This window comes from Ensifer sp. ENS02 (genome assembly GCF_014851885.1).
Classification (GTDB): Bacteria; Pseudomonadota; Alphaproteobacteria; order Rhizobiales; family Rhizobiaceae; genus Ensifer; species Ensifer adhaerens.
Window position 1 is genome coordinate 38,494 of record NZ_JACVAO010000025.1, and the last position, 17,777, is coordinate 56,270.

Annotated in this window: 18 protein-coding genes; 12 read left to right on the plus strand and 6 right to left on the minus strand. The window is 60.5% G+C overall.

Annotated elements, in window-relative coordinates; translation table 11 throughout:
- Positions 1–56 precede the first annotated feature (56 nt).
- The 4 genes from IB262_RS32555 (at position 57) to IB262_RS32570 (ending at position 5,985) form a co-directional block, all read left to right on the plus strand.
- Positions 57–2,174, plus strand: a complete 2,118-nt coding sequence (locus tag IB262_RS32555) for a carboxy terminal-processing peptidase (protein ID WP_060530513.1) — start codon at positions 57–59, stop codon at positions 2,172–2,174.
- Between the two features lie 505 nt (positions 2,175–2,679).
- On the plus strand, positions 2,680–3,492 hold the full coding sequence (locus tag IB262_RS32560) for a DUF3313 domain-containing protein (RefSeq protein ID WP_348646949.1): 813 nt from the start codon (positions 2,680–2,682) through the stop codon (positions 3,490–3,492).
- Between the two features lie 436 nt (positions 3,493–3,928).
- Entirely contained in the window at positions 3,929–4,600 is a 672-nt protein-coding gene (locus IB262_RS32565; protein ID WP_060530510.1) for a response regulator transcription factor, read from the plus strand.
- Positions 4,600–5,985: a HAMP domain-containing sensor histidine kinase gene (locus IB262_RS32570; RefSeq protein WP_113079343.1), complete on the plus strand. Its 1,386-nt coding sequence runs from the start codon at positions 4,600–4,602 to the stop codon at positions 5,983–5,985. The genes IB262_RS32565 and IB262_RS32570 overlap by 1 nt, the downstream gene beginning before the upstream one ends.
- Positions 5,986–6,037: 52 nt before the next feature.
- Here the strand turns inward: IB262_RS32570 and IB262_RS32575 are convergent, their stop codons facing one another.
- Positions 6,038–6,556, minus strand: coding sequence for a sigma-70 family RNA polymerase sigma factor (locus IB262_RS32575; RefSeq protein WP_192494344.1), 519 nt, complete (start codon positions 6,554–6,556; stop codon positions 6,038–6,040).
- Complete coding sequence (locus IB262_RS32580) at positions 6,553–6,762, minus strand: DUF2892 domain-containing protein (protein ID WP_060581405.1); 210 nt, start codon at positions 6,760–6,762, stop codon at positions 6,553–6,555. Before IB262_RS32580 ends, IB262_RS32575 begins: the two co-directional genes overlap by 4 nt.
- A gap of 265 nt (positions 6,763–7,027) precedes the next feature.
- Here IB262_RS32580 and IB262_RS32585 point away from each other — a divergent pair, with 265 nt between their 5' ends.
- Positions 7,028–8,326: a TolC family outer membrane protein gene (locus IB262_RS32585; protein WP_192494345.1), complete on the plus strand. Its 1,299-nt coding sequence runs from the start codon at positions 7,028–7,030 to the stop codon at positions 8,324–8,326.
- A gap of 81 nt (positions 8,327–8,407) precedes the next feature.
- Here the strand turns inward: IB262_RS32585 and IB262_RS32590 are convergent, their stop codons facing one another.
- Positions 8,408–8,860, minus strand: a complete 453-nt coding sequence (locus tag IB262_RS32590) for a GFA family protein (RefSeq protein ID WP_113079345.1) — start codon at positions 8,858–8,860, stop codon at positions 8,408–8,410.
- Positions 8,861–9,095: 235 nt separating this feature from the next.
- On the opposite strand from IB262_RS32590, the gene IB262_RS32595 reads away from it, so the two are divergent.
- A complete protein-coding gene (locus IB262_RS32595; protein ID WP_113079346.1) occupies positions 9,096–9,458 on the plus strand; it encodes a helix-turn-helix domain-containing protein in 363 nt (120 codons plus the stop codon).
- 166 nt (positions 9,459–9,624) lie between these two features.
- On the opposite strand, the gene IB262_RS32600 is transcribed toward IB262_RS32595, so the two are convergent.
- Positions 9,625–9,924 (minus strand): PRC-barrel domain-containing protein, encoded by a 300-nt coding sequence (locus IB262_RS32600; protein WP_034798138.1) that lies wholly within the window; start codon positions 9,922–9,924, stop codon positions 9,625–9,627.
- 116 nt (positions 9,925–10,040) lie between these two features.
- The gene (locus IB262_RS32605; protein ID WP_060530505.1) at positions 10,041–11,063 is read right to left on the minus strand and encodes a LacI family DNA-binding transcriptional regulator; all 1,023 of its coding nucleotides are present in this window, start codon (positions 11,061–11,063) and stop codon (positions 10,041–10,043) included.
- 162 nt (positions 11,064–11,225) lie between these two features.
- Here IB262_RS32605 and IB262_RS32610 point away from each other — a divergent pair, with 162 nt between their 5' ends.
- The 4 genes from IB262_RS32610 to IB262_RS32625 all read left to right on the plus strand — a co-directional run bounded on the left by IB262_RS32610 (position 11,226) and on the right by IB262_RS32625 (position 15,556).
- On the plus strand, positions 11,226–12,752 hold the full coding sequence (locus IB262_RS32610; RefSeq protein ID WP_034798142.1) for a sugar ABC transporter ATP-binding protein: 1,527 nt from the start codon (positions 11,226–11,228) through the stop codon (positions 12,750–12,752).
- Positions 12,753–12,822: 70 nt separating this feature from the next.
- Complete coding sequence (locus IB262_RS32615) at positions 12,823–13,833, plus strand: ABC transporter permease (protein WP_034798144.1); 1,011 nt, start codon at positions 12,823–12,825, stop codon at positions 13,831–13,833.
- Between the two features lie 63 nt (positions 13,834–13,896).
- The gene (locus tag IB262_RS32620) at positions 13,897–14,850 is read left to right on the plus strand and encodes a substrate-binding domain-containing protein (protein ID WP_192494346.1); all 954 of its coding nucleotides are present in this window, start codon (positions 13,897–13,899) and stop codon (positions 14,848–14,850) included.
- A 205-nt stretch (positions 14,851–15,055) separates the two neighbouring features.
- Positions 15,056–15,556 carry an NUDIX hydrolase gene (locus IB262_RS32625; protein ID WP_051659409.1) on the plus strand — a complete coding sequence of 167 codons (501 nt, stop codon included), beginning with the start codon at positions 15,056–15,058 and terminating at the stop codon, positions 15,554–15,556.
- Here the strand turns inward: IB262_RS32625 and IB262_RS36195 are convergent, their stop codons facing one another.
- Positions 15,557–16,045 (minus strand): hypothetical protein, encoded by a 489-nt coding sequence (locus tag IB262_RS36195; protein WP_246802787.1) that lies wholly within the window; start codon positions 16,043–16,045, stop codon positions 15,557–15,559. It abuts the gene before it with no gap.
- Between the two features lie 3 nt (positions 16,046–16,048).
- On the opposite strand from IB262_RS36195, the gene IB262_RS36200 reads away from it, so the two are divergent.
- A complete protein-coding gene (locus IB262_RS36200; protein ID WP_246802788.1) occupies positions 16,049–16,372 on the plus strand; it encodes a hypothetical protein in 324 nt (107 codons plus the stop codon).
- Positions 16,373–16,660: 288 nt separating this feature from the next.
- Positions 16,661–17,716, plus strand: a complete 1,056-nt coding sequence (locus tag IB262_RS32640; RefSeq protein ID WP_192494349.1) for a TRAP transporter substrate-binding protein — start codon at positions 16,661–16,663, stop codon at positions 17,714–17,716.
- Positions 17,717–17,777: the final 61 nt, after the last annotated feature.

Sequence of the window (17,777 nt, forward strand, 5' to 3'; positions counted from 1 at the left end):
TTGCTTCACCTAGATCCCTCTTCGACACTCGGCATTAAGAATTGGGTCAACGCTGAATGCGCATTTCATACGTCTTCCTTGGTGCATTTCTTGCAATCGCGCCGTCCGCCTATGCCGACGTTGCCTCGCCTCCTGTTCTGGAGCCGCTGAAGCAGCAGGCACAGGCCGCACAGTTGAGCGCAAAATTTCTGACGCGCTACAGCTACAAGCCCGTTCCGCTAGATGACGCCTTGTCGGCCAAGATCATGGACAGCTTCATCGAGTCCCTCGATCCGGATCGTGGGCTCTTCCTGCAGGCCGACATCGACAGTTTCAAACCTGACCGCAACGAGATCGACGACGCCATCAAGAAGAAGGACCTGAAGATCCCGTTTGCGATCTTCAACGTCTATGGAAAGCGTGTCGTCGACCGCATGAACTACGCGCGCGAACTGCTGAAGCAGGACTTCGATTTCACGAAGCAGGAGGATTATTCCCTGTCGCGCGAGAAGGCGCCCTGGCCGCAGTCGGAAGCCGAGAGCAACGAGCTGTGGCGCAAGCGTGTGAAAAGCGACTGGCTACGCTTGAAGCTCAGTGGCAAGACTGATGCGGCCATTCGCGAAACGCTCGACAAGCGCTATGCAAACGCGCTCGAGCGTGCCTCCAAGTACAAGAGTGACGACGTCTTCCAGTCGTTCATGAACGCCTACACGACGTCGGTCGATCCGCACACGGATTACTTTGGCGCCCGGGCTTCGGCCGACTTCGATATCGCCATGAAGCTCTCGCTGGTTGGAATCGGCGCGGTGCTGCAGGAACGCGACGACTACACGACGATCCGCGAGCTCGTGCCTGGTGGGCCGGCGCAGCTGTCCGGCAAGCTTGCGGTCGGAGACCGCATCACCGGCGTCGGGCAGGGTCACGACGGCCCGATAAAGGAAGTGGTCGGCACGCGCATCGATGAAGTCGTGCAGTTGATCCGCGGGAAGAAGGGGTCGGTCGTGCGCCTCGACGTTCTGCCGGCCGATGCGGGAGCAGACGCCGCCCATCGCATCGTCACCCTCGTGCGCGACAAGATCAGCCTCGAAAAGCAGGCGGCGCAGAAGAGCGTTCTGTCTGTGAAGGCGGGCGATACCACCCGCAAGATCGGGGTGATCACTCTTCCGGCCTTCTATGAGGATTTCGAAGCCCGGCGCAAAAGAGAGCAGGATTATCGCAGCGCGAGCCGCGACGTCGCAAAGCTTCTCGAAGAGCTGAAGCAGGAACAGGTCGACAGCGTTCTGATCGACGTTCGCAACAATGGCGGCGGTTCGCTGGACCAGGCGATTGCCCTGACCGGCCTGTTCATCGGCTCTGGACCGGTCGTTCAGCAACGCAGTGGCGACGGCAAGGTCGTGGTGACAAGCTCGGAGTTTCCTGAGCCTCTCTGGTCAGGGCCCGTCGGTGTTTTGATCAATCGCGGGTCGGCTTCGGCCTCTGAGATTTTTGCTGCGGCCATCCAGGACTACGGCCGCGGTGTCGTCATCGGCGAGCCCAGCTTCGGCAAGGGCACGGTTCAAACCGTCGTCGACCTCGACCAGATGGTCCGCAACAGCAAGCCTGCGTTTGGCGAACTCAAGGTGACGATCGCCCAGTTCTTCCGGGTCAATGGCGGCACTACGCAGCTGCACGGCGTAACGCCCGATATCAGTCTGCCGGGGCTTTCCGACCCGACGCGCTTTGGCGAGACGAGCTATGATAACGCCCTGCCGTGGTCAGAGATCAAGCCTGCGGATTATACGCCGGCCGATACCGTCACGGCGCTGCTGCCGGCACTGCAGGACCGCCATAATGCGCGCATTGCAAGCGACCCCGATTTCCAGCGCCTCCTCGAAGACATCGCCGACATCAAGGCGCAACGCGAAAAAGGCGTTGTCTCCCTCAACGAAGCCGAACGTCGCAAGGAAATGAAGGATCGCGAAAATCGTCTTAAGGCTCGAGCTCAGGGAAGCGATGGCGAGGATACCGGTGAGGACGATGGATTGAATGCGGACGAACGCAGCCTGAGTGCCGATATCGCAATGGAAAACGCCCGCAAGAACGCAAAGGACGTTCTGCTTGCTGAGGCGACCGCCATTCTGGCCGATGAGGCGGATTTGCAGGAAGGTGGGTTGAAGGCGGCCACGCAGCCACCGGCAAGTGCCACCGGAAAGTAGTCTGCTCGGCCGATGCGCGGGTACTTGAGGAAAGGTCGACAAAGCACTCTTTTGTCGACCTTTTTTGTTTCCCGCGCTCAGCGCAGACGTACCTATAAAATATCGTTGGCGTCGCTGAGCTGCGAGTAAATGGAGTATGCGCTCAGGAACAGAATGCTGAATACGATTATCGCGCTAAAAAACATAAAAAGGTACATCAATGTGCTCCGAGTAAAATCACCGTACATCCTTGTCCTATTGTTCTTTTGCAGGAACATTACGCTGCAAGAGACCTGATTTTTCCCGGATATTGAATTCAAATGGTAGTCAGCGCGTTTGAGCTGAATTCGTAATGTTTTCACAAGGTGCAGGACCCCAATCGGCGCTCGTCTTTGACAACGAGGGTTCTGGGCGAATGACATGCAATGAGAAGACGAACAGCCATAGAAGGGGCGTGGCAGGGGGTCGGGGAATCGCAAGAATAGTGCCGATCATGCTCACTCTTGGGGGATGTACGACCGTTCCCTTGAAGGAAGCAGGAACGCTTACCTCCTACAGCAACCTCAGTGCTCCGAAGGGGAAGTTCGAGAAGAAGAGAGTCTATTTCAGCAAGGATGGCCTGAAGGACGTCAAAACGGTGAGCATCGCGCCGACGTCTCTGGCCCCGCCTGCTCTGCAGCGTGTCGAGAAGCAGAAGGACCGCCTGCTGGTAACGAACGCGATTGACCGCGCGATCTGCATCACCATGAGCGAAAAATATCGGATCGTCCCGTTCGGTACGCCCGCAGATCTGACGGTCCGAACGGTTGTTACGGACATTGTCCCGACCGAGCAGTCCGTCGCTGGTGCCGCCAAGGCGATTTCCATCGGCAGTTCGCTTGCCTTGCCGGTCGGCATACCACGACTGCCCTTCGGGCTCGGCGGGCTGGCCGTCGAAGCGGAGGCCGTCGATCGAACCGGCAAACAAACGGCGGCGATCGTTTGGTCGAAGGGCGCGAACTCGTTTACGAGTGAAGCGCGCGTTTCGCAGGTTGGTGACGCCTATGACCTGGCCGCGGCTTTCGGCAAGGATTTCTCAAGAATGGTCGTCGCCGGCAAAGAACCTGGAGATTTCGATCTGTACTTGCCGTCCGTTTATGACATTCGCACGTCGCTTGGTGGGAAACCCGGTTCTGCGATCTGTGAGGACTTCGGGCGTGCGCCGGGTGTGGTCGGAATGATCGGCGCCTCCATCGGAGCGCCGCCGTCCTGGACGGACAGGGGAGGCAAGCTCGCCGTCGCGGCAACCGGAACAGCCGTTTCTGCCGAAAAAACAATCCCTTCCATTGGCAGCCGCTGAGGCGGACTACGCTTGTGTCTCGTAACATTGTCGCAAGGTGGCAATGGGATCCAGGCATCGACAAAACGAGAAATAAACCGAGGTCATTTTATGCGTCTTTTCATTGCAGCGGGCCTGCTGATCGTGCTGGCGGGATGCGAAACCGTAGAATACAGAAACCGTTGTGCCGAGTACGGATTCGTGCCGGGAACCGATGCTTATGCTAATTGCGTACAACGTCTTGATATGTCCGATGAACGCCGTAGAGGACGCGATTACGATCCTCCCGTGTATTCTTACGAGTAATTCCGCAGGGATGACGGATGTTTTAGCGAGGGCTGTTTCGATTAGGATGATTGCGACCTGACTTACGTCGTGTTGTTTAGAATCCTCTTTTGTTTCCTTCATGAATATTCGCATCTTCAAAACTCAATTCTAGTCGACACTGGCAGGCAACATGCGAATTCTGATCGTAGAAGATGATCGTGAGCTGGCGTCTTCGCTCAAGACCATGCTGGAAGCCGCGATCGGCGTTGCGGATGTATTCGAAACGCTTGCGGATGCCGAGGCGGCACTGCTTGCCTTCAAGTTCGATCTCGTGGTCATCGACCGCAACCTACCTGATGGTGACGGCCTGTCGCTGCTGCCGACGCTGCGGCAACTCCGCCCGAGGCCGGCAACGCTCGTTCTGACGGCATTGGACGATCCGACCGATATCGTGTCTGCGCTCGACAAGGGCGCAGACGAATATGTCGGCAAACCATTCGAGCCCATGGAGCTTATTGCACGGGCGCGCGCGGTTCTTCGTCGCTACAGCCTGGACGAGACCGGCTGCACGCAATTCGGCAATCTATCGTTTGATCTCATCAATCGATCCGCCATGATCGGTGAGAACGCGCTGAGCGTTCCGAGACGCGAACTCGCCGTTCTGGAAGCGTTGATCCGGCGGGCAGGGCGCGTCGTGCAGCGCGACAATCTTGAAGCTGCCGTCTATAATATCGACGAGGAGATCGAGTCCAACGTGCTCGATTCCCATGTCTCGCGGCTACGCAAGCGTCTGCGCGAGGGCAATTGCAGCGCAACGATCCGGACCATTCGCGGCATCGGCTACATGCTGGTGCAAGAGTAATGAGGCGTCCGAATTCAATCGCGTTTCCGGTGGCCATTGTGCTCATCTTGGGCATGGCGCTGATGATGGTGATCAGCACCGTCCTCACCGTCGCGGTGTTCCTGTTGACGGATGGGCAGAGCAGGAAAAAAATCGCAGTCGAAAGTGTCGTCGAACTTCTCCAGGATGGTGTGAGCTACGATCACACCGGCAAGTTTGTGCTCGAGGTCGAAGGCGTAATTGCGGAAAAGATTATCAGGCTTTCCGAAGAGCAGTCCGAATTCTGGTACTTTGTCAGTGACGGAACCCAATCCATCATACACGGTGCCGTGCCGGCATCGGTCCAAGACATCATCGATACGACCTCTCCCCAGGTATTCTCCTCTGAGTTTTCTTACATGGCGGGCCAGCAGCAGTTTCTCGGGCTCCGAAAACTGAACGCGGAGGATCCACCCAAACTCGTTGTGGTCGGCGGAGTGACATTTTCGAATGCTGAAACGCTGCTCGTGGTCCTGCGCGAAATTTGGCCGCAGGGGCTTTACCATCTTCTGGGTATTGTTCTTGTTGCCACGGCCACGATCGCTGTCGTTGCTGTCAAGCGCACGATCGCAACCCCTGTAAGAAGGGTTGTCGATTCAGCCGAGCAGATCGACGGGCTTCCCAATGGTCGCCGGATATCGGATCGCGACACTCCGATAGAACTGAAGCCGATGGTTGCCGCGTTCAACACGGCGCTCGGTTGTATCGACAACGCGTTCGAAGCGCAGCGAAACTTTCTTGCCAACGCATCCCACGAATTGCGGACGCCGCTGACCAAATTGCGGTTGAAGCTCGACCTTGTTCAGGACCCGGACGTGCGGGAGGTCCTTGTTCGCGACACGGCGCGGCTTGCATCAATCGTCACGACATCGTTGCAGTTGGCGCGTTTGTCAGGCCAGGCGCTGACCTTCACCATGGTAGATCTCGCAGCCATCGCGCGCGCGGCCATTGCCGAGCATGTGCCATCCGTGATGAAGCAGGGCATGGACATCGAGTTCAAAGCAGAGGGGCGGGTCATTGTCCCCGGTTCCGAACCGGCCATTCGCCTGGCCTTGGACAACTTGATCATCAATGCGATGCGACACGCACGCGGAACGGAAGTGCTTGTAGTCGAGGTTCTGCAAGCCCGGATCGTGCGGGTCAGCGATGAGGGCCCAGGAATCCCGGCCGCGGAGCGCGAGAAAATGCTGAGGCCGTTTGTGCGGGGCAATACCAGCGCGAGTGAGGGAACAGGCATGGGACTGGCCATCGTTGCCCAGATTATGACGGCACACAACGGCTCCGTGGCGCTCGGAGAAGCAGCGAACGGCGGTTTGGTCGTCGATCTGGCATTTCCGAAAATTACGAAGGAATCCGCGTTTTCGTGATAGCAGCGCCATTGTTCCTTGAAGCCGCTCGCGCACAATCTCTTCGGCTCGCTCACTCCGCCAAATATTCGCGCAACAGCAGGCGTGCACGGTGCAGCCGCGCTTTCACTGCCTGTCGCGAAAGATCGAGCGCCGCGGCGATCTCGTCGATCGTCATCTCCTGGAGGTCGCGCATCAGAGCCACGTCGCGATAGTGCGGCGGCAGAGGCTCGAAGGCCGCTGCCAGATCAAGCCGCAACACATGTTCGGGCCGCTGCACCAGACTTGTTTCAAGTGCGTCCTCGTCTACGGCGGCGATCATGCCGGTACGTCGGGCGAGCCTCAGGCACTCCCGCCGCACCACGCTGAACAACCAGTTCGACAGGGTCGCGAGTGCCCGGATCGCGCCGACGTGGCGTGACAGAAGCCAAAGCGTTTCTTGTGTCGCATCGTCGACATCGGCGGTCCGGCAGGTTGCTCGGGCATATCGGCGAATATCCGGCTGCGTCCGCTCGAGCAGCCGGACGATCGCATTGCGATCGCCGTGGCGGGCGGCTTCGAAAGTTTCAGTCGTCACCGCCTTTGTGTTCATGGCTTGGTCCGATCATGGATCCCGGCAACGGCGCAGGCCGGGCAATAGCCGATGAGGCCGGTGAGGACGAAGGTGAGGGCCGATACGCCCACCAAGAGGGCGATCCACCCGCTCAGGAAACTGTATGCCAGCACAGCCGCGCCAACCCCAAGGCCAATCCGCACGATCTGCTGCCCCTTACCTATATTCTTGCGAAAAAATGCCATGCAACACCTCCGGTGCAAACCGAGACCCATCGTCTCAGTCATAAGAGGCGCGGAACCCGGAAAAGGATTCGCGACGGCACGACTTTTTTTGTGACGGCGGATCCATCGGTACCAAATTCGGGCGCTGTATTTCCGCCATGGCGCCGGCCAAGTGCTGTTCGGCCGTTGGCCGTCCCTTGACGCCGTCCGCCGAGCGTCTCCGTGCCCTCGATCCGGATTATCTCGCTTGCGGGCCATCCGGGTTCCCAACGGAGATTCCTGTTCGATGAAACGAATACTGGTGACCCTGGTTGCAATGATTGCGCCGATTGCCATGGCTGAGGCTCATGCCGAGCCGCTTTCAAGTGCCTTGGCGAAGGCCTACCGCAACAACCCGACGCTCAATGCAGCGCGGGCCGGAGCGCGCGCAAGCGCGTACGACATCGACATCGCACGGTCGGCGATGCATCCGAAAATCACCTGGCGCAGCGGGATCGGGTACAATTCCAGTGCGACGACCAATCGCGGCACGTTTGGTATCGTTCTCGATCAGACCCTCTTCGACGGCCTGCAGACGACCAACAATGTCGAGGTCAATAAGGCGCGACAGCGCGCCGCCGAGGAAAACACCCGCAACACCGAGCAGAACATCCTGTTCGAGGCGACCGAGGCATATATGGACGTGGTGCTGACGCGCCGCATCGTCGCGCTACGCAAACAGGATCTGGATTTCCTCAAGGAACTCACGCGATCCGAGATCGCCCGCCACCAAGCAGGCGAACGGACCCGAACAAACATCGCTCAGGCCGAGGCGCGCCGCGCTGCGGCGCAGGCGGAACTGAGCCTCGCCCATGCCGAAGCCAAGCGTGCCCAGGCGACCTACAGGCAGGTCATCGGCGACGAACCGGGCAATCTAACCGGTGGAAAAGTTCCCGTGAAAATACTGCCCGCCAACATCGATAAGGCGCTGGCGATTGCCGCCAAGCAGCATCCCGCTCTTCTGGCGAAACGGCACCTCGCCGAAGGCGCCATGTTCAATGTTGCCGTCAGCGAGGGAAAGCTCCTGCCGACCGTGAAGGGGGCGATCGGGATTGGCAGAGGTGAGCGCGTGAGCGCGATCGACGCAATGGCGTTCGACGGATCGGCGACGGAGCAAAAGGCGGGCATCGAGCTCAAGGTACCCATCTATCAGGGAGGAAAGGCGGCGGCCGAGGTACGGCGCTCGAAGGAGGACCTCGGGAAATCGAACTTCACCGTCGACGTTCAGCACGCCGAAGTTCAGGCGAAGGCAGCCTCTGCCTGGGCGCAATACCGGGGAGCGCTCGCAACCGCGTCCGCCAACCGGGCCGCCGTCAAGGCGGCAAAAATGGCCAAGGACGGCATGATGGCAGAACAAGCGATCGGCCAGCGCACGCTACTCAACGTTCTGGAAGCCCAGGCCGACGTGGTGAAGGCGCAGGTGAAGCTCGCCACCGCTGAGCGGGAGACCGTCGTCGGAGGCTACCGCATCCTGTCGGCCATCGGCAGGCTCGGGGCCAAGGACCTGGGCCTCGTGGCCCGACGGGCGGATACCGAGACACGATGAGCGGACAAGCTCCCTAATGTTGCGCCGTGGCCCTCGCCGCGGTGGATTGCGACATGTTGCGTCTGAGGGGAAATCGGCCACCTATCCAAATGTCTCGATGCCTTCCGTCAGGTCGTACCAGGTATGTCGGCGCGAGGCCCAGAAGACGGCGGCGGGCGGCGGGAAGTCCGGGTCGGCAAAGCAGCCCGCGGAGATCATCACCGCGTCCGTCAGCGCCTCCGCCTCCATGTAGACCAGCGTTCCGCATGTCGGGCAGAAGGTCTGGTCCACCCAGCGGCCGGCGTCGCTGCCGCGTCGCCACACCCGGCGTTCCCCTTCGATGCCGATGACGGACGCTCTGGAAAATCGGGCGCGATAGCCGAAGCCCGATCCCGTTGCGCGTTGGCATTCCAGACAGGCGCAGGCGTAGACACGGGCAGGGGCTCCGTTCACGGTAATCTTCAGGCCACCGCAGGCACAGCTTGCCGTTCTCTTGCAGGCACGTTCTAGCGCCTGCGGCCGTCCATTGTCTTGCAGGCGATCGCTCGTGGTCATGGCACCGACCTGGCCAGGGCCGCGAGTTCACTCGGCAGATAACTTGAAGCAAACGCGCCAGGCTTCAGAAATATCCGGGCGCGCGCGGGGCCAATGCGCCCGCCGCCGGCAACACCTATATTGGTCATGAACGACAACTCCGATTGAAAGCTGCCGTCTAATAGGAGCGGCTTTCGGAGCCTGTAAATTACGCACTTTAAAGTAAGCGGTAACTCGAAAGTAGGGAGCGGGGCGCGTGAAACGGTTGCAGCAGGACGATTGTGGCTTCGCATCGGCGCTGAACGCGATCGGCGGCAAATGGAAGACCCTGATATTGTGGGAGGTCAACATCGAACCGCGTCGCTTCGGCGAATTGCGACGTCTTCTGCCGGGGATCAGCGAAAAGGTCCTGGCACAACAACTTCGCGAAATGGAAGCCGATCGTCTGGTTCGCCGCGAGGTTTTTCCGGGCGCCGTTCAAAGGGTCGAGTATTCGGTGACGGAGTTCGGCAAGACCCTGAACGAGGCCGTCACGGTCCTGTCGACGTGGGGCAAGGAACACCAGGCAAGGCTTGCCGCGAAGGGCGAAGGATGTGGCGCCGATCCCGGCCGAAACTGAAACTGCAGTCCTTGGGTGATGAGGAATGGCTGGCATTCGCTCCAGGAGTGATGGCGCAGCGAGACGGGGGGTCAACCGTATGCGGCGGCCGGATATATTTTGGCCGCCGCCGCAATCCTAATGTGAGCCTGGGCGTTCGAAGCCCCAGGCCATTATGTCGGACAAGCTACGAGTCGTAATGCTCGGGCATTTCCTTGAGTTGATCCTTGGTCCACGTCGTCACGGCGTGGACGTCGCCGTCTTCGTCACGCATGAAATCGAGATCGGCAAGCGGCACGGCAACGGGTTTTGCGCCGATGCCCAGAAACCCGCCGACGTCGATGACGACGGTGCTCGCTGTGCCGACGCCGTGGACGTGGTCGACCGTGCCGACCTTATCGTCGTCCGCTCCGTAAACCGTTGCCCCTTCCAAAATCGCCGGTGTCAGTTCCGTGGCTGCAAGGCGTACGTGACCAGTGTGATCCATCTTCGTTGCTCCTTTGACTTCACAGTGGGAGAACCGACTTGAGAGCAAACGGTTCCATCACCGTGTCACAGGTTCAAGCACGGGCAGGAGTTTCCAGAAGGGCTGCGAATGTCGCGTCATCGCCGTGCCGGCGGGGGGCCAACGGAGTTGCGGATGACGAGGTCAGGCCGCAGCAGGATTTCGGTTTCGGAGGGCGCGCGGTCTGAAAGCAACTCCAAAAGCAGCGCCATCGCGTGTTTGCCGATGGCAGTTCGAGGCTGGCGGATGGTCGTCAGCGAAGGCGTCATGAAACTCGCCTGCGGGACATCATCGAAGCCGGTGACGGAAAAATCGTCAGGGATGTCGTAGCCGCGGGCGCGCAGGCCAAGCGTCACGCCAAGTGCGGTCTGGTCGTTGACGCACATAAAGGCGGTCGGCAGGTCGTCACGCATGAAGAGTTGTTCGAGCGCCAGCCTGCCGCTTTCCACGGTGCCGTCGCCTTCCATGATCAGACGGCGATTGATGGCAATATCGGCCGCTGCAAGCCCCGCTTCATATCCCTGTCGCCGGCGACCATAGGCAAGGCGGGTGTTGGAATCGCCGATGAAGGCGATGCGCCGGTGTCCTTCGGAAATCAGGAGATCGACGACTTTGCGGGCGCCCTCGACGTCATCGACCCCGACATAGGGGATGCCGCCGTTAAAGACCGGCTCGAAAACGCCGACGGTCGGCGGCAGCCGCGCCGTTAGCGTCTGATGGCCGAAGGGAAGGATGCCCGTAAACAGGATCATGCCCGCCGCCTGGTTGGAATTGAAGAACTTCAAATATTCCAGGCCACGCTGGGCGTCGTTCTGCGTATGGCCGATCAGGACGCCGTAACCATGCGCGCGCGCTTCGTTTTCGAGACCCACCAGAATGCTGGAAAAGTTCGGATCACCGATATCTGGTGCGACAACGAGGATCATGTTCGACCGCCCGAGCCGCAGGCTGCGCGCCATCGCATTGGGCGTGTAGCCGGTAATCGCGATCGCCTGGTTGACCTTGAGGCGCGTCGATTTGGCTACCTTTTCCGGCATGTGAATGGCCCGCGATACGGTCGCGATCGACACTTCGGCGATCCGTGCGACGTCTTCAATGGTTGCGGGCTGGGAATTGGACACACTTGGCCTCGGGATTTGCTGCGAGGACGTTACACAGGTTCGCCCGACGGTCAAACGAAGAAGCCAAAAAAATTGTCGAGCAATCACGATGTAAACCTTTACATCGGCGAGTGTAAAGGTTTACATCATTGAAATAGCGGTGGAGGCCGCAGGGAGGGGATAATGACCACGGAGCATGTCGACGGGGCTCCCGTCGTGCTGTCGGCGCGCCGCATCAGCAAATCGTTCAGCGGCGTGCAGGTCCTGTTCAGCGTCGATTTCGAGCTTCGCCAGGGCGAAATCCATGCGCTCATGGGCGAGAACGGGGCTGGAAAATCCACGCTGGTGAAGATCCTGTCGGGCTTCGAGCAGCCTACATCGGGCGAGATCCTGCTTGACGGGAAGTCGACGAAGCTGCCGGCCAATGGCGCTGCGGAAGCGCTCGGCATCGTCATCATCCACCAGGAATTCAATCTTGCCGAACATCTGACCGTTACCGAGAGCCTGTTTCTCGGCCGCGAGGTAACCCGTTTCGGCGTGCTCGACCGCAAGTTCATGCGCGCCGAGACCCGTCGTGTGCTCGATCTCCTCGGTTCGCATGTCGATGAGAGCGCGATGATCGGATCGCTCTCGATTGCCGAAAAGCAGATGGTCGAAATCGCCAAGGCCATCAGCCGCGATGCGCGCGTCGTGTTCATGGACGAGCCGACGGCTGTGCTGTCGCGCGAGGAGACGAACTTCCTGTTCCGGCTGGTGCGCAAGCTGCGCGACAAGGGAACGAGCTTCGTCTTCGTGTCGCACAAGCTCGACGAGGTGATGGAACTGACCGACCGCGTGACGGTGCTGCGCGACGGCCAGTGGATCAAGACGTCGCCGACCTCCATTCTCGACGGCGAGGCGATCGCCCAGCTGATGGTCGGGCGCGAGCTGTCGAGCCTTTATCCCGCAAAGAACGAGCCGGATGTCGACGAAGACGTGGTTCTGCGCGTCGATGCGGTATCGACCGGCTATGTCCGCGACGCGAGCTTCGAGGTGCGCCGCGGCGAAGTCCTCGGCTTTTCCGGCATGATCGGCTCAGGCCGGACGGAGCTGATGGAGGCGATCGTCGGCTTGCGCGCGCGCACGGCCGGCGAGGTGCTGGTGCGTGGCGAGCCGGTGCCATCCGGCGACGTGCATGCGGCCAACAAGGCTGGCCTTGCCTATATGACCAAGGACCGCAAGGCCAAGGGGCTCCTGCTCAATGCCGGCATGATGGCGAACCTGACGCTGCAATCGCTCGGCCGCCACAGCCGCCTCGGCTATCTCGATCCCGGCAGCGAAGAGGCGGCCCTGGTCAAGGCGCGGCGTCGCTTCGACATTCGCGTGCGGGACGACAGGATCGTAGCCGGGCGCATGTCCGGCGGCAATCAGCAGAAGCTGCTTCTCGCCAAGGTCATGGAAACCGACCCCAGCATCATCATCATCGATGAGCCGACGCGGGGCATCGACGTCGGCACCAAGCAGCAGATCTATCACTTCATTTCGGCGCTCGCCCGGGATGGCCGCTCGATCATCGTCGTCTCCTCCGAGATGCCGGAGATCATTGGCCTTTGCAGTCGCGTCGCGGTCATGCGGGAAGGCCATATCGCCGGCATTCTCGAAGGCGACGAGATCTCCGAACAGGAGATCATGCGTTACGCCGCAGGCCTGAAGAAAAAGACGGCGGCTTGAGCCGCATCAGCGGCGCGGCCGACGACAACAACAACAAGATTCCCGACAGATGGGGGAGGTTCGATTGGACATGAGCGTGAACCAGGAAGGCAGCCAGGAAGCCATCCGCCGCCGCAGCTGGCGTGACATTGATCTGAGGGCAGTGGCGCCATTCGTTGCGCTGGCGTTGCTTCTCTTGGTCGGCGCGCTGGTCAATCCCAATTTCATCAGCATCACCAACCTCGCCAATGTCGCCACCCGAAGCGCCTTCATTGCCATCATCGCGGTCGGCGCGACCTTCGTGATTTCGTCCGGAGATCTCGACCTCTCCGTGGGCGCCATGGTCGCGTTCATCGCCAGCCTGATGATCCTGTTCATGAACTCCGGCGTCATTGCCGATCCGGTTCTCATGCTCCTGGCGGCAATCCTCTTTGCCATCGTCGCCGGTGCGCTTTGCGGCCTCACCAACGGCCTGATCACCACCGTCGGCAAGATCGAGCCCTTCATCGCGACACTCGGCACCATGGGCATCTATCGTGGGCTGACGACCTGGCTCTCGCAGGGCGGAGCGATCACGCTCAAGGAGCCTGAGCTGCAGGAAATGTACCGGCCAGCCTATTTCGGCACGATCGCCGGCGTGCCGGTTCCGATCGTCGTCATCCTTGCGGTGACTGCTGTTGCTGCCTTTGTCCTCTACCGCACGCGCTACGGTCGCCACGTCGTTGCTGTCGGTTCCAACCGCGACGTTGCCCGCTATTCGGGCATCTCCGTCAATCGCGTGCGCACCATCGCCTTCGTCATTCAAGGGCTCTGCGTTGCGGTCGCTGTTCTCCTCTATGTGCCGCGCCTCGGCTCGACCTCGGCCACGACGGGCATTTTGTGGGAGCTGCAGGCGATCACCGCCGTCGTCGTCGGCGGCACGGCGCTGAAGGGCGGTGCAGGGCGCGTCTGGGGCACGATCTGCGGCGCGTTCATCCTCGAGTTGGTCGGCAACATCATGCTGCTCTCCAACTTCATCAGCGAATATCTGATCGGTGCCATCCAGGGCGCGATCATCATCATTGCGATGCTCGTCCAGCGTTCGCTGGTGCGGAAGTCGTGAGACGGCCGGGCCTACAGGTCTCCCGGCCTTGAACAGGCTGACCTGAAATTTGGGAGGAACTTAATGCACAAGAAGCTATTCGGCCTGACCCTTGCCGCGATGACCGCCTTTGCCGGCGTGTCTCACGCGCAAGAGGAAAAGAAAGTAACCATCGGCGTCTCGATCCCGGCGGCCGACCATGGCTGGACGGCCGGCGTGGTGTTCCATGCCGAACGGGTCGCCAAGATCCTGATGGAGCGTAATCCCGGCCTGAACGTCATCGTCAAGACCTCACCCGATCCGGCAAGCCAGGCCAACGCCGTGCAGGATCTTGAGACGCAAGGCATCGACGCGCTCGTCATCCTGCCGACCGATCCGGATCCGCTGGTCAACGCCATCAAGGAAGTGAAGGGCAAGGGCACCTTCGTCGTTCTCGTCGACCGTGCCCCGAGTGTCAACGACAACTCGGTGCGTGACCTCTACGTTGCCGGCAACAATCCGGCGCTTGGCCAGGTCGCTGGCGAGTACATCAAGGCAACGACGCCGGAAGCTGAAGTCGTCGTCATCCGCGGCCTGCCGATCCCGATCGACCAGCAGCGCCAGGACGGTTTCGACAAGGGCATCGAAGGCTCGAAGGTCAAGGTTCTCGACCGCCAGTACGGCAACTGGAACCGCGACGATGCCTTCAAGGTCATGCAGGACTACCTGACCAAGTACCCGAAGATCGATGTTGTCTGGTGCCAGGACGACGACATGGCCGTCGGCGTGCTGCAGGCGATCGAGCAGGCCAAGCGCACCGACATCCAGTATGTCGTCGCCGGCGCAGGCTCGAAGGAAATGATCAAGAAGGTCATGGACGGCGACAAGATGATCCCGGTCGACGTGCTCTATCCGCCAGCAATGGTCGGCACGGCGCTCGAAATGACCGTCGCCAACTTCTACGGCCAGGTTCCGGTGCGCGGCGTCTACACGATCGATGCAACGCTCGTGACCAAGGACAATGCGAAGGACTTCTACTTCCCGGATTCGCCGTTCTGATTAAGCTTTGATGTGATGACGGCCCGCGATTTGTGGGCCGTCATCAGGCTCGGCGAGGCTGAGAATACTGCCCCGCGGCCGGCCATCTTGCCGGCCTTTCAATTGCATTAGCATGCTGTTGAATTTAACTATGAATCGTCATAAAACCGTCACATAGCCGCCTGACCTTCCCTTGGCTTCCAGTCAGTTCAACATGAGAGCGATGATGCAAACACCCGCTGTGTCACGTCTGTCATCTGACGCGATAGCCGCTTCCGACGCAGAGCCGGTCGTCGTCGACCAGGCTGGTGCGATCTGCATTCGCAAGGAAAGCGGCGGAGACCGGTTCGAGGTGCTGCTCATTTGCGGCCGCACCACCGGGCTCTGGGGCATTCCCAAGGGACACCTGGAGTATGGTGAAGACACCCCTGGCGCTGCCGTCCGGGAGGCGTTCGAAGAGGCCGGTGTCATCGGAACGGCGTTAAACGACGAAATCGGCGGTTACACCTACAGCAAGCTCGGCAAGGCCGCCGTCTATCACGTCCAGGTTCACCTGATCGCCGTTGTGTCCATGGCGCCCGACTTTCCGGAAAAGGGCGCGCGCGCGATGCGCTGGGTGCCGGCATCCCTCGCGGCGTCGCTTGTCGGGCAGCCTGGCCTTAAAACGCTTCTCACCGAACGGCTGGGCGGGCTTGGAAACGATAGTCTCGCGAGTTGCGCCGATTAGTCACGTCCCTAAAGCCGGTCCCGCCTGCGACGCAGCTCGGCGGCGATCATGGCCTCGCCGCGACGCTATGAACTTCGCGCCATTTTTCAAAAGCCACGTCTCCAGATCGCCCATCGTCTCGCCGACGCCTGTCTTGAACAGGGTCGCATTGGCAAGCCCGGCGCCGACCTTCCGCTGCATCCTTTCGCTGCGCGTGTCGAGCAGGAAGAAATGGAAGCCCTCGTAGTCGAATGTCTGGTCGGGCGTATCACTCTGGCTGGAGGGCAAGGAGGCTGGCGCAATGTCCGTGTGGGAGGATGGCATGGCGGCCGCGCAGCACCTCAGCCTTCGTCGCCATCGATGTTTCTCCCGCGTCATCGCCGGGCGATCCAGCGCGATGCCAGCCTCAGCCCGGACAACCTGAGTGCGCTGCGTTCCGATGGCTGGGATGGCTATCCGAACAGTCTGCGTGATGTTCTCGGCGCCATCGCCGCCGGAAAGATCAAGCATGTCGTGCTCCTCTCCGGTGATGAACACCGGGGCTGCATTGCAACGGCGCTTCTGACGGAAATGGACGGCACGCCGATCACGACCGTGCATTCGATCCACACCGCGGCAATGTATGCGCCTTATCCTTTTGCAAACGGGATCGACGAGGATATCGTCGAGCAGGAGACGTTCGAGTTCGACTACAAGGCCAAGCGCTATCACTGCATCGTCGACGCGACCCGGCCGGCTCCCGGCGACGGTGCGACTTTTCTCCACGTCCGGCAGGATGGCGCCGATTGGAAGCTCGACTGCGAATATGCGGGGACTGTGCAGACGCTCACGCTCTGATCCCATCTCCTGGCGCGTTACTGGTTCAAAACCTTACGGGAAGGCTCGAACGGGCCCGTTCACGAGGACGTGTCCGGGTGAACGCCATGGCGTTTTGTCGCCCGATGCCGTCGCTTGACAGTCGGTTCAAAATAAACTTAACATGTTAATGGATTGAAGCTTTCCGATGAGGAGCAAAGGGAAGTTTCAAGCGACCGGGGAGATCTGCCCGCCGGATGGCCGTGAAGGATCAGGTGCGTGCATGCGATGTTCGCCGCGCGTGAATGTGGGGTCGACAGGGAGGAACCTATGAAACTGAGCAGACGGAATTTGATGAAGACCGGCGGCGCTCTGCTTGCAGCGCCCTTCGTTCTGAAAATCGGTGCGGCGCGCGCCCAGGAAACAGTCACGCTGAAGCTACACCATTTCCTGCCGCCGGCATCCAACGTTCATCAGCGGCTGTTGACGCCATGGGCGAAATTGCTGGCAGAACAAAGCGGCGGTGCGCGGAAGGTCGACATCTTCCCGGCCATGCAACTCGGCGGAAAGCCGCCGCAGCTCTACGATCAGGCGTCGAACGGCGTCGTCGATATCGTCTGGACCTTGCCCGGCAACACGCCCGGACGTTTCCCGTCCACGGAAGTGTTCGAACTGCCATTCGTCGCCGCCAAGGAGGCGACCGTCAACGCGCAAGCCTGCCAGGAATATGGCCAGACGCACGTACTGAAGGAAACTGGCGATAACCAGCTCTTGTGCTTCTGGGCGCATGATCAGGGCCTGATCCACACCAATAAGGAAGTGAAGACCGGAGCGGACCTCGCCGGGCTGAAGCTTCGCAGTCCGACGCGCCTTGCCGGTGAGGCGCTGGCGGCACTGGGGGCGACGCCGGTCGGCATGCCCATTCCGCAGGTGCCCGAAGCACTGGCCCAGCGGTCGATCGACGGCTGCGTGCTCCCGTGGGAAGTGGTTCCCTCGATCAAGGTGAACGAGCTCACCAAGTTCCATACCGAAATCCCGGGCTCGCCGACGCTCTATACCGCAACTTTCTTCCTGGCGATGAACAAGGGCAAGTATGACGGGTTGCCGGCCGACCTCAAGGCCGTGCTGGACGCCAACAGCGGCATGGCCTTCGCCAAGAAGGCCGGCGAGATGTGGGACAGCGTCGGTGCCGAAGTGCGCGCGGCAATCGAGACATCCGGAGAAGGAACAATCAGCACGATCAGCGAGGACGAAAAGGCGAAGTGGGTGGAGGCAACCAGACCCGTCCACGACAAGTGGATCGAGGACATGAAGGCCAAGGACCTCGACGGCAAGGCGCTGATCGCCACGGCGCAGGCGCTTGTGCAGAAATATTCGAGCGCCTGAGCGCACTGCCGGCCGTACTCGCCTGAACGTGGCGCCTGAACGCGCCGCTGCATGAACCAAC

What these genes read in the sequence shown, in the direction of transcription:
- IB262_RS32555 (WP_060530513.1), top strand. Translation starts at nt 57, where the DNA reads ATGCGCATTTCATACGTCTTCCTTGGTGCATTTCTTGCAATCGCGCCG.
- IB262_RS32565 (WP_060530510.1), top strand. Translation starts at nt 3,929, where the DNA reads ATGCGAATTCTGATCGTAGAAGATGATCGTGAGCTGGCGTCTTCGCTC.
- IB262_RS32570 (WP_113079343.1), top strand. Translation starts at nt 4,600, where the DNA reads ATGAGGCGTCCGAATTCAATCGCGTTTCCGGTGGCCATTGTGCTCATC.
- IB262_RS32575 (WP_192494344.1), bottom strand. Translation starts at nt 6,556, where the DNA reads ATGAACACAAAGGCGGTGACGACTGAAACTTTCGAAGCCGCCCGCCAC.
- IB262_RS32580 (WP_060581405.1), bottom strand. Translation starts at nt 6,762, where the DNA reads ATGGCATTTTTTCGCAAGAATATAGGTAAGGGGCAGCAGATCGTGCGG.
- IB262_RS32585 (WP_192494345.1), top strand. Translation starts at nt 7,028, where the DNA reads ATGAAACGAATACTGGTGACCCTGGTTGCAATGATTGCGCCGATTGCC.
- IB262_RS32590 (WP_113079345.1), bottom strand. Translation starts at nt 8,860, where the DNA reads ATGACCACGAGCGATCGCCTGCAAGACAATGGACGGCCGCAGGCGCTA.
- IB262_RS32600 (WP_034798138.1), bottom strand. Translation starts at nt 9,924, where the DNA reads ATGGATCACACTGGTCACGTACGCCTTGCAGCCACGGAACTGACACCG.
- IB262_RS32610 (WP_034798142.1), top strand. Translation starts at nt 11,226, where the DNA reads ATGACCACGGAGCATGTCGACGGGGCTCCCGTCGTGCTGTCGGCGCGC.
- IB262_RS32615 (WP_034798144.1), top strand. Translation starts at nt 12,823, where the DNA reads ATGAGCGTGAACCAGGAAGGCAGCCAGGAAGCCATCCGCCGCCGCAGC.
- IB262_RS32620 (WP_192494346.1), top strand. Translation starts at nt 13,897, where the DNA reads ATGCACAAGAAGCTATTCGGCCTGACCCTTGCCGCGATGACCGCCTTT.
- IB262_RS32625 (WP_051659409.1), top strand. Translation starts at nt 15,056, where the DNA reads ATGCAAACACCCGCTGTGTCACGTCTGTCATCTGACGCGATAGCCGCT.
- IB262_RS36195 (WP_246802787.1), bottom strand. Translation starts at nt 16,045, where the DNA reads ATGCTTGATCTTTCCGGCGGCGATGGCGCCGAGAACATCACGCAGACT.
- IB262_RS32640 (WP_192494349.1), top strand. Translation starts at nt 16,661, where the DNA reads ATGAAACTGAGCAGACGGAATTTGATGAAGACCGGCGGCGCTCTGCTT.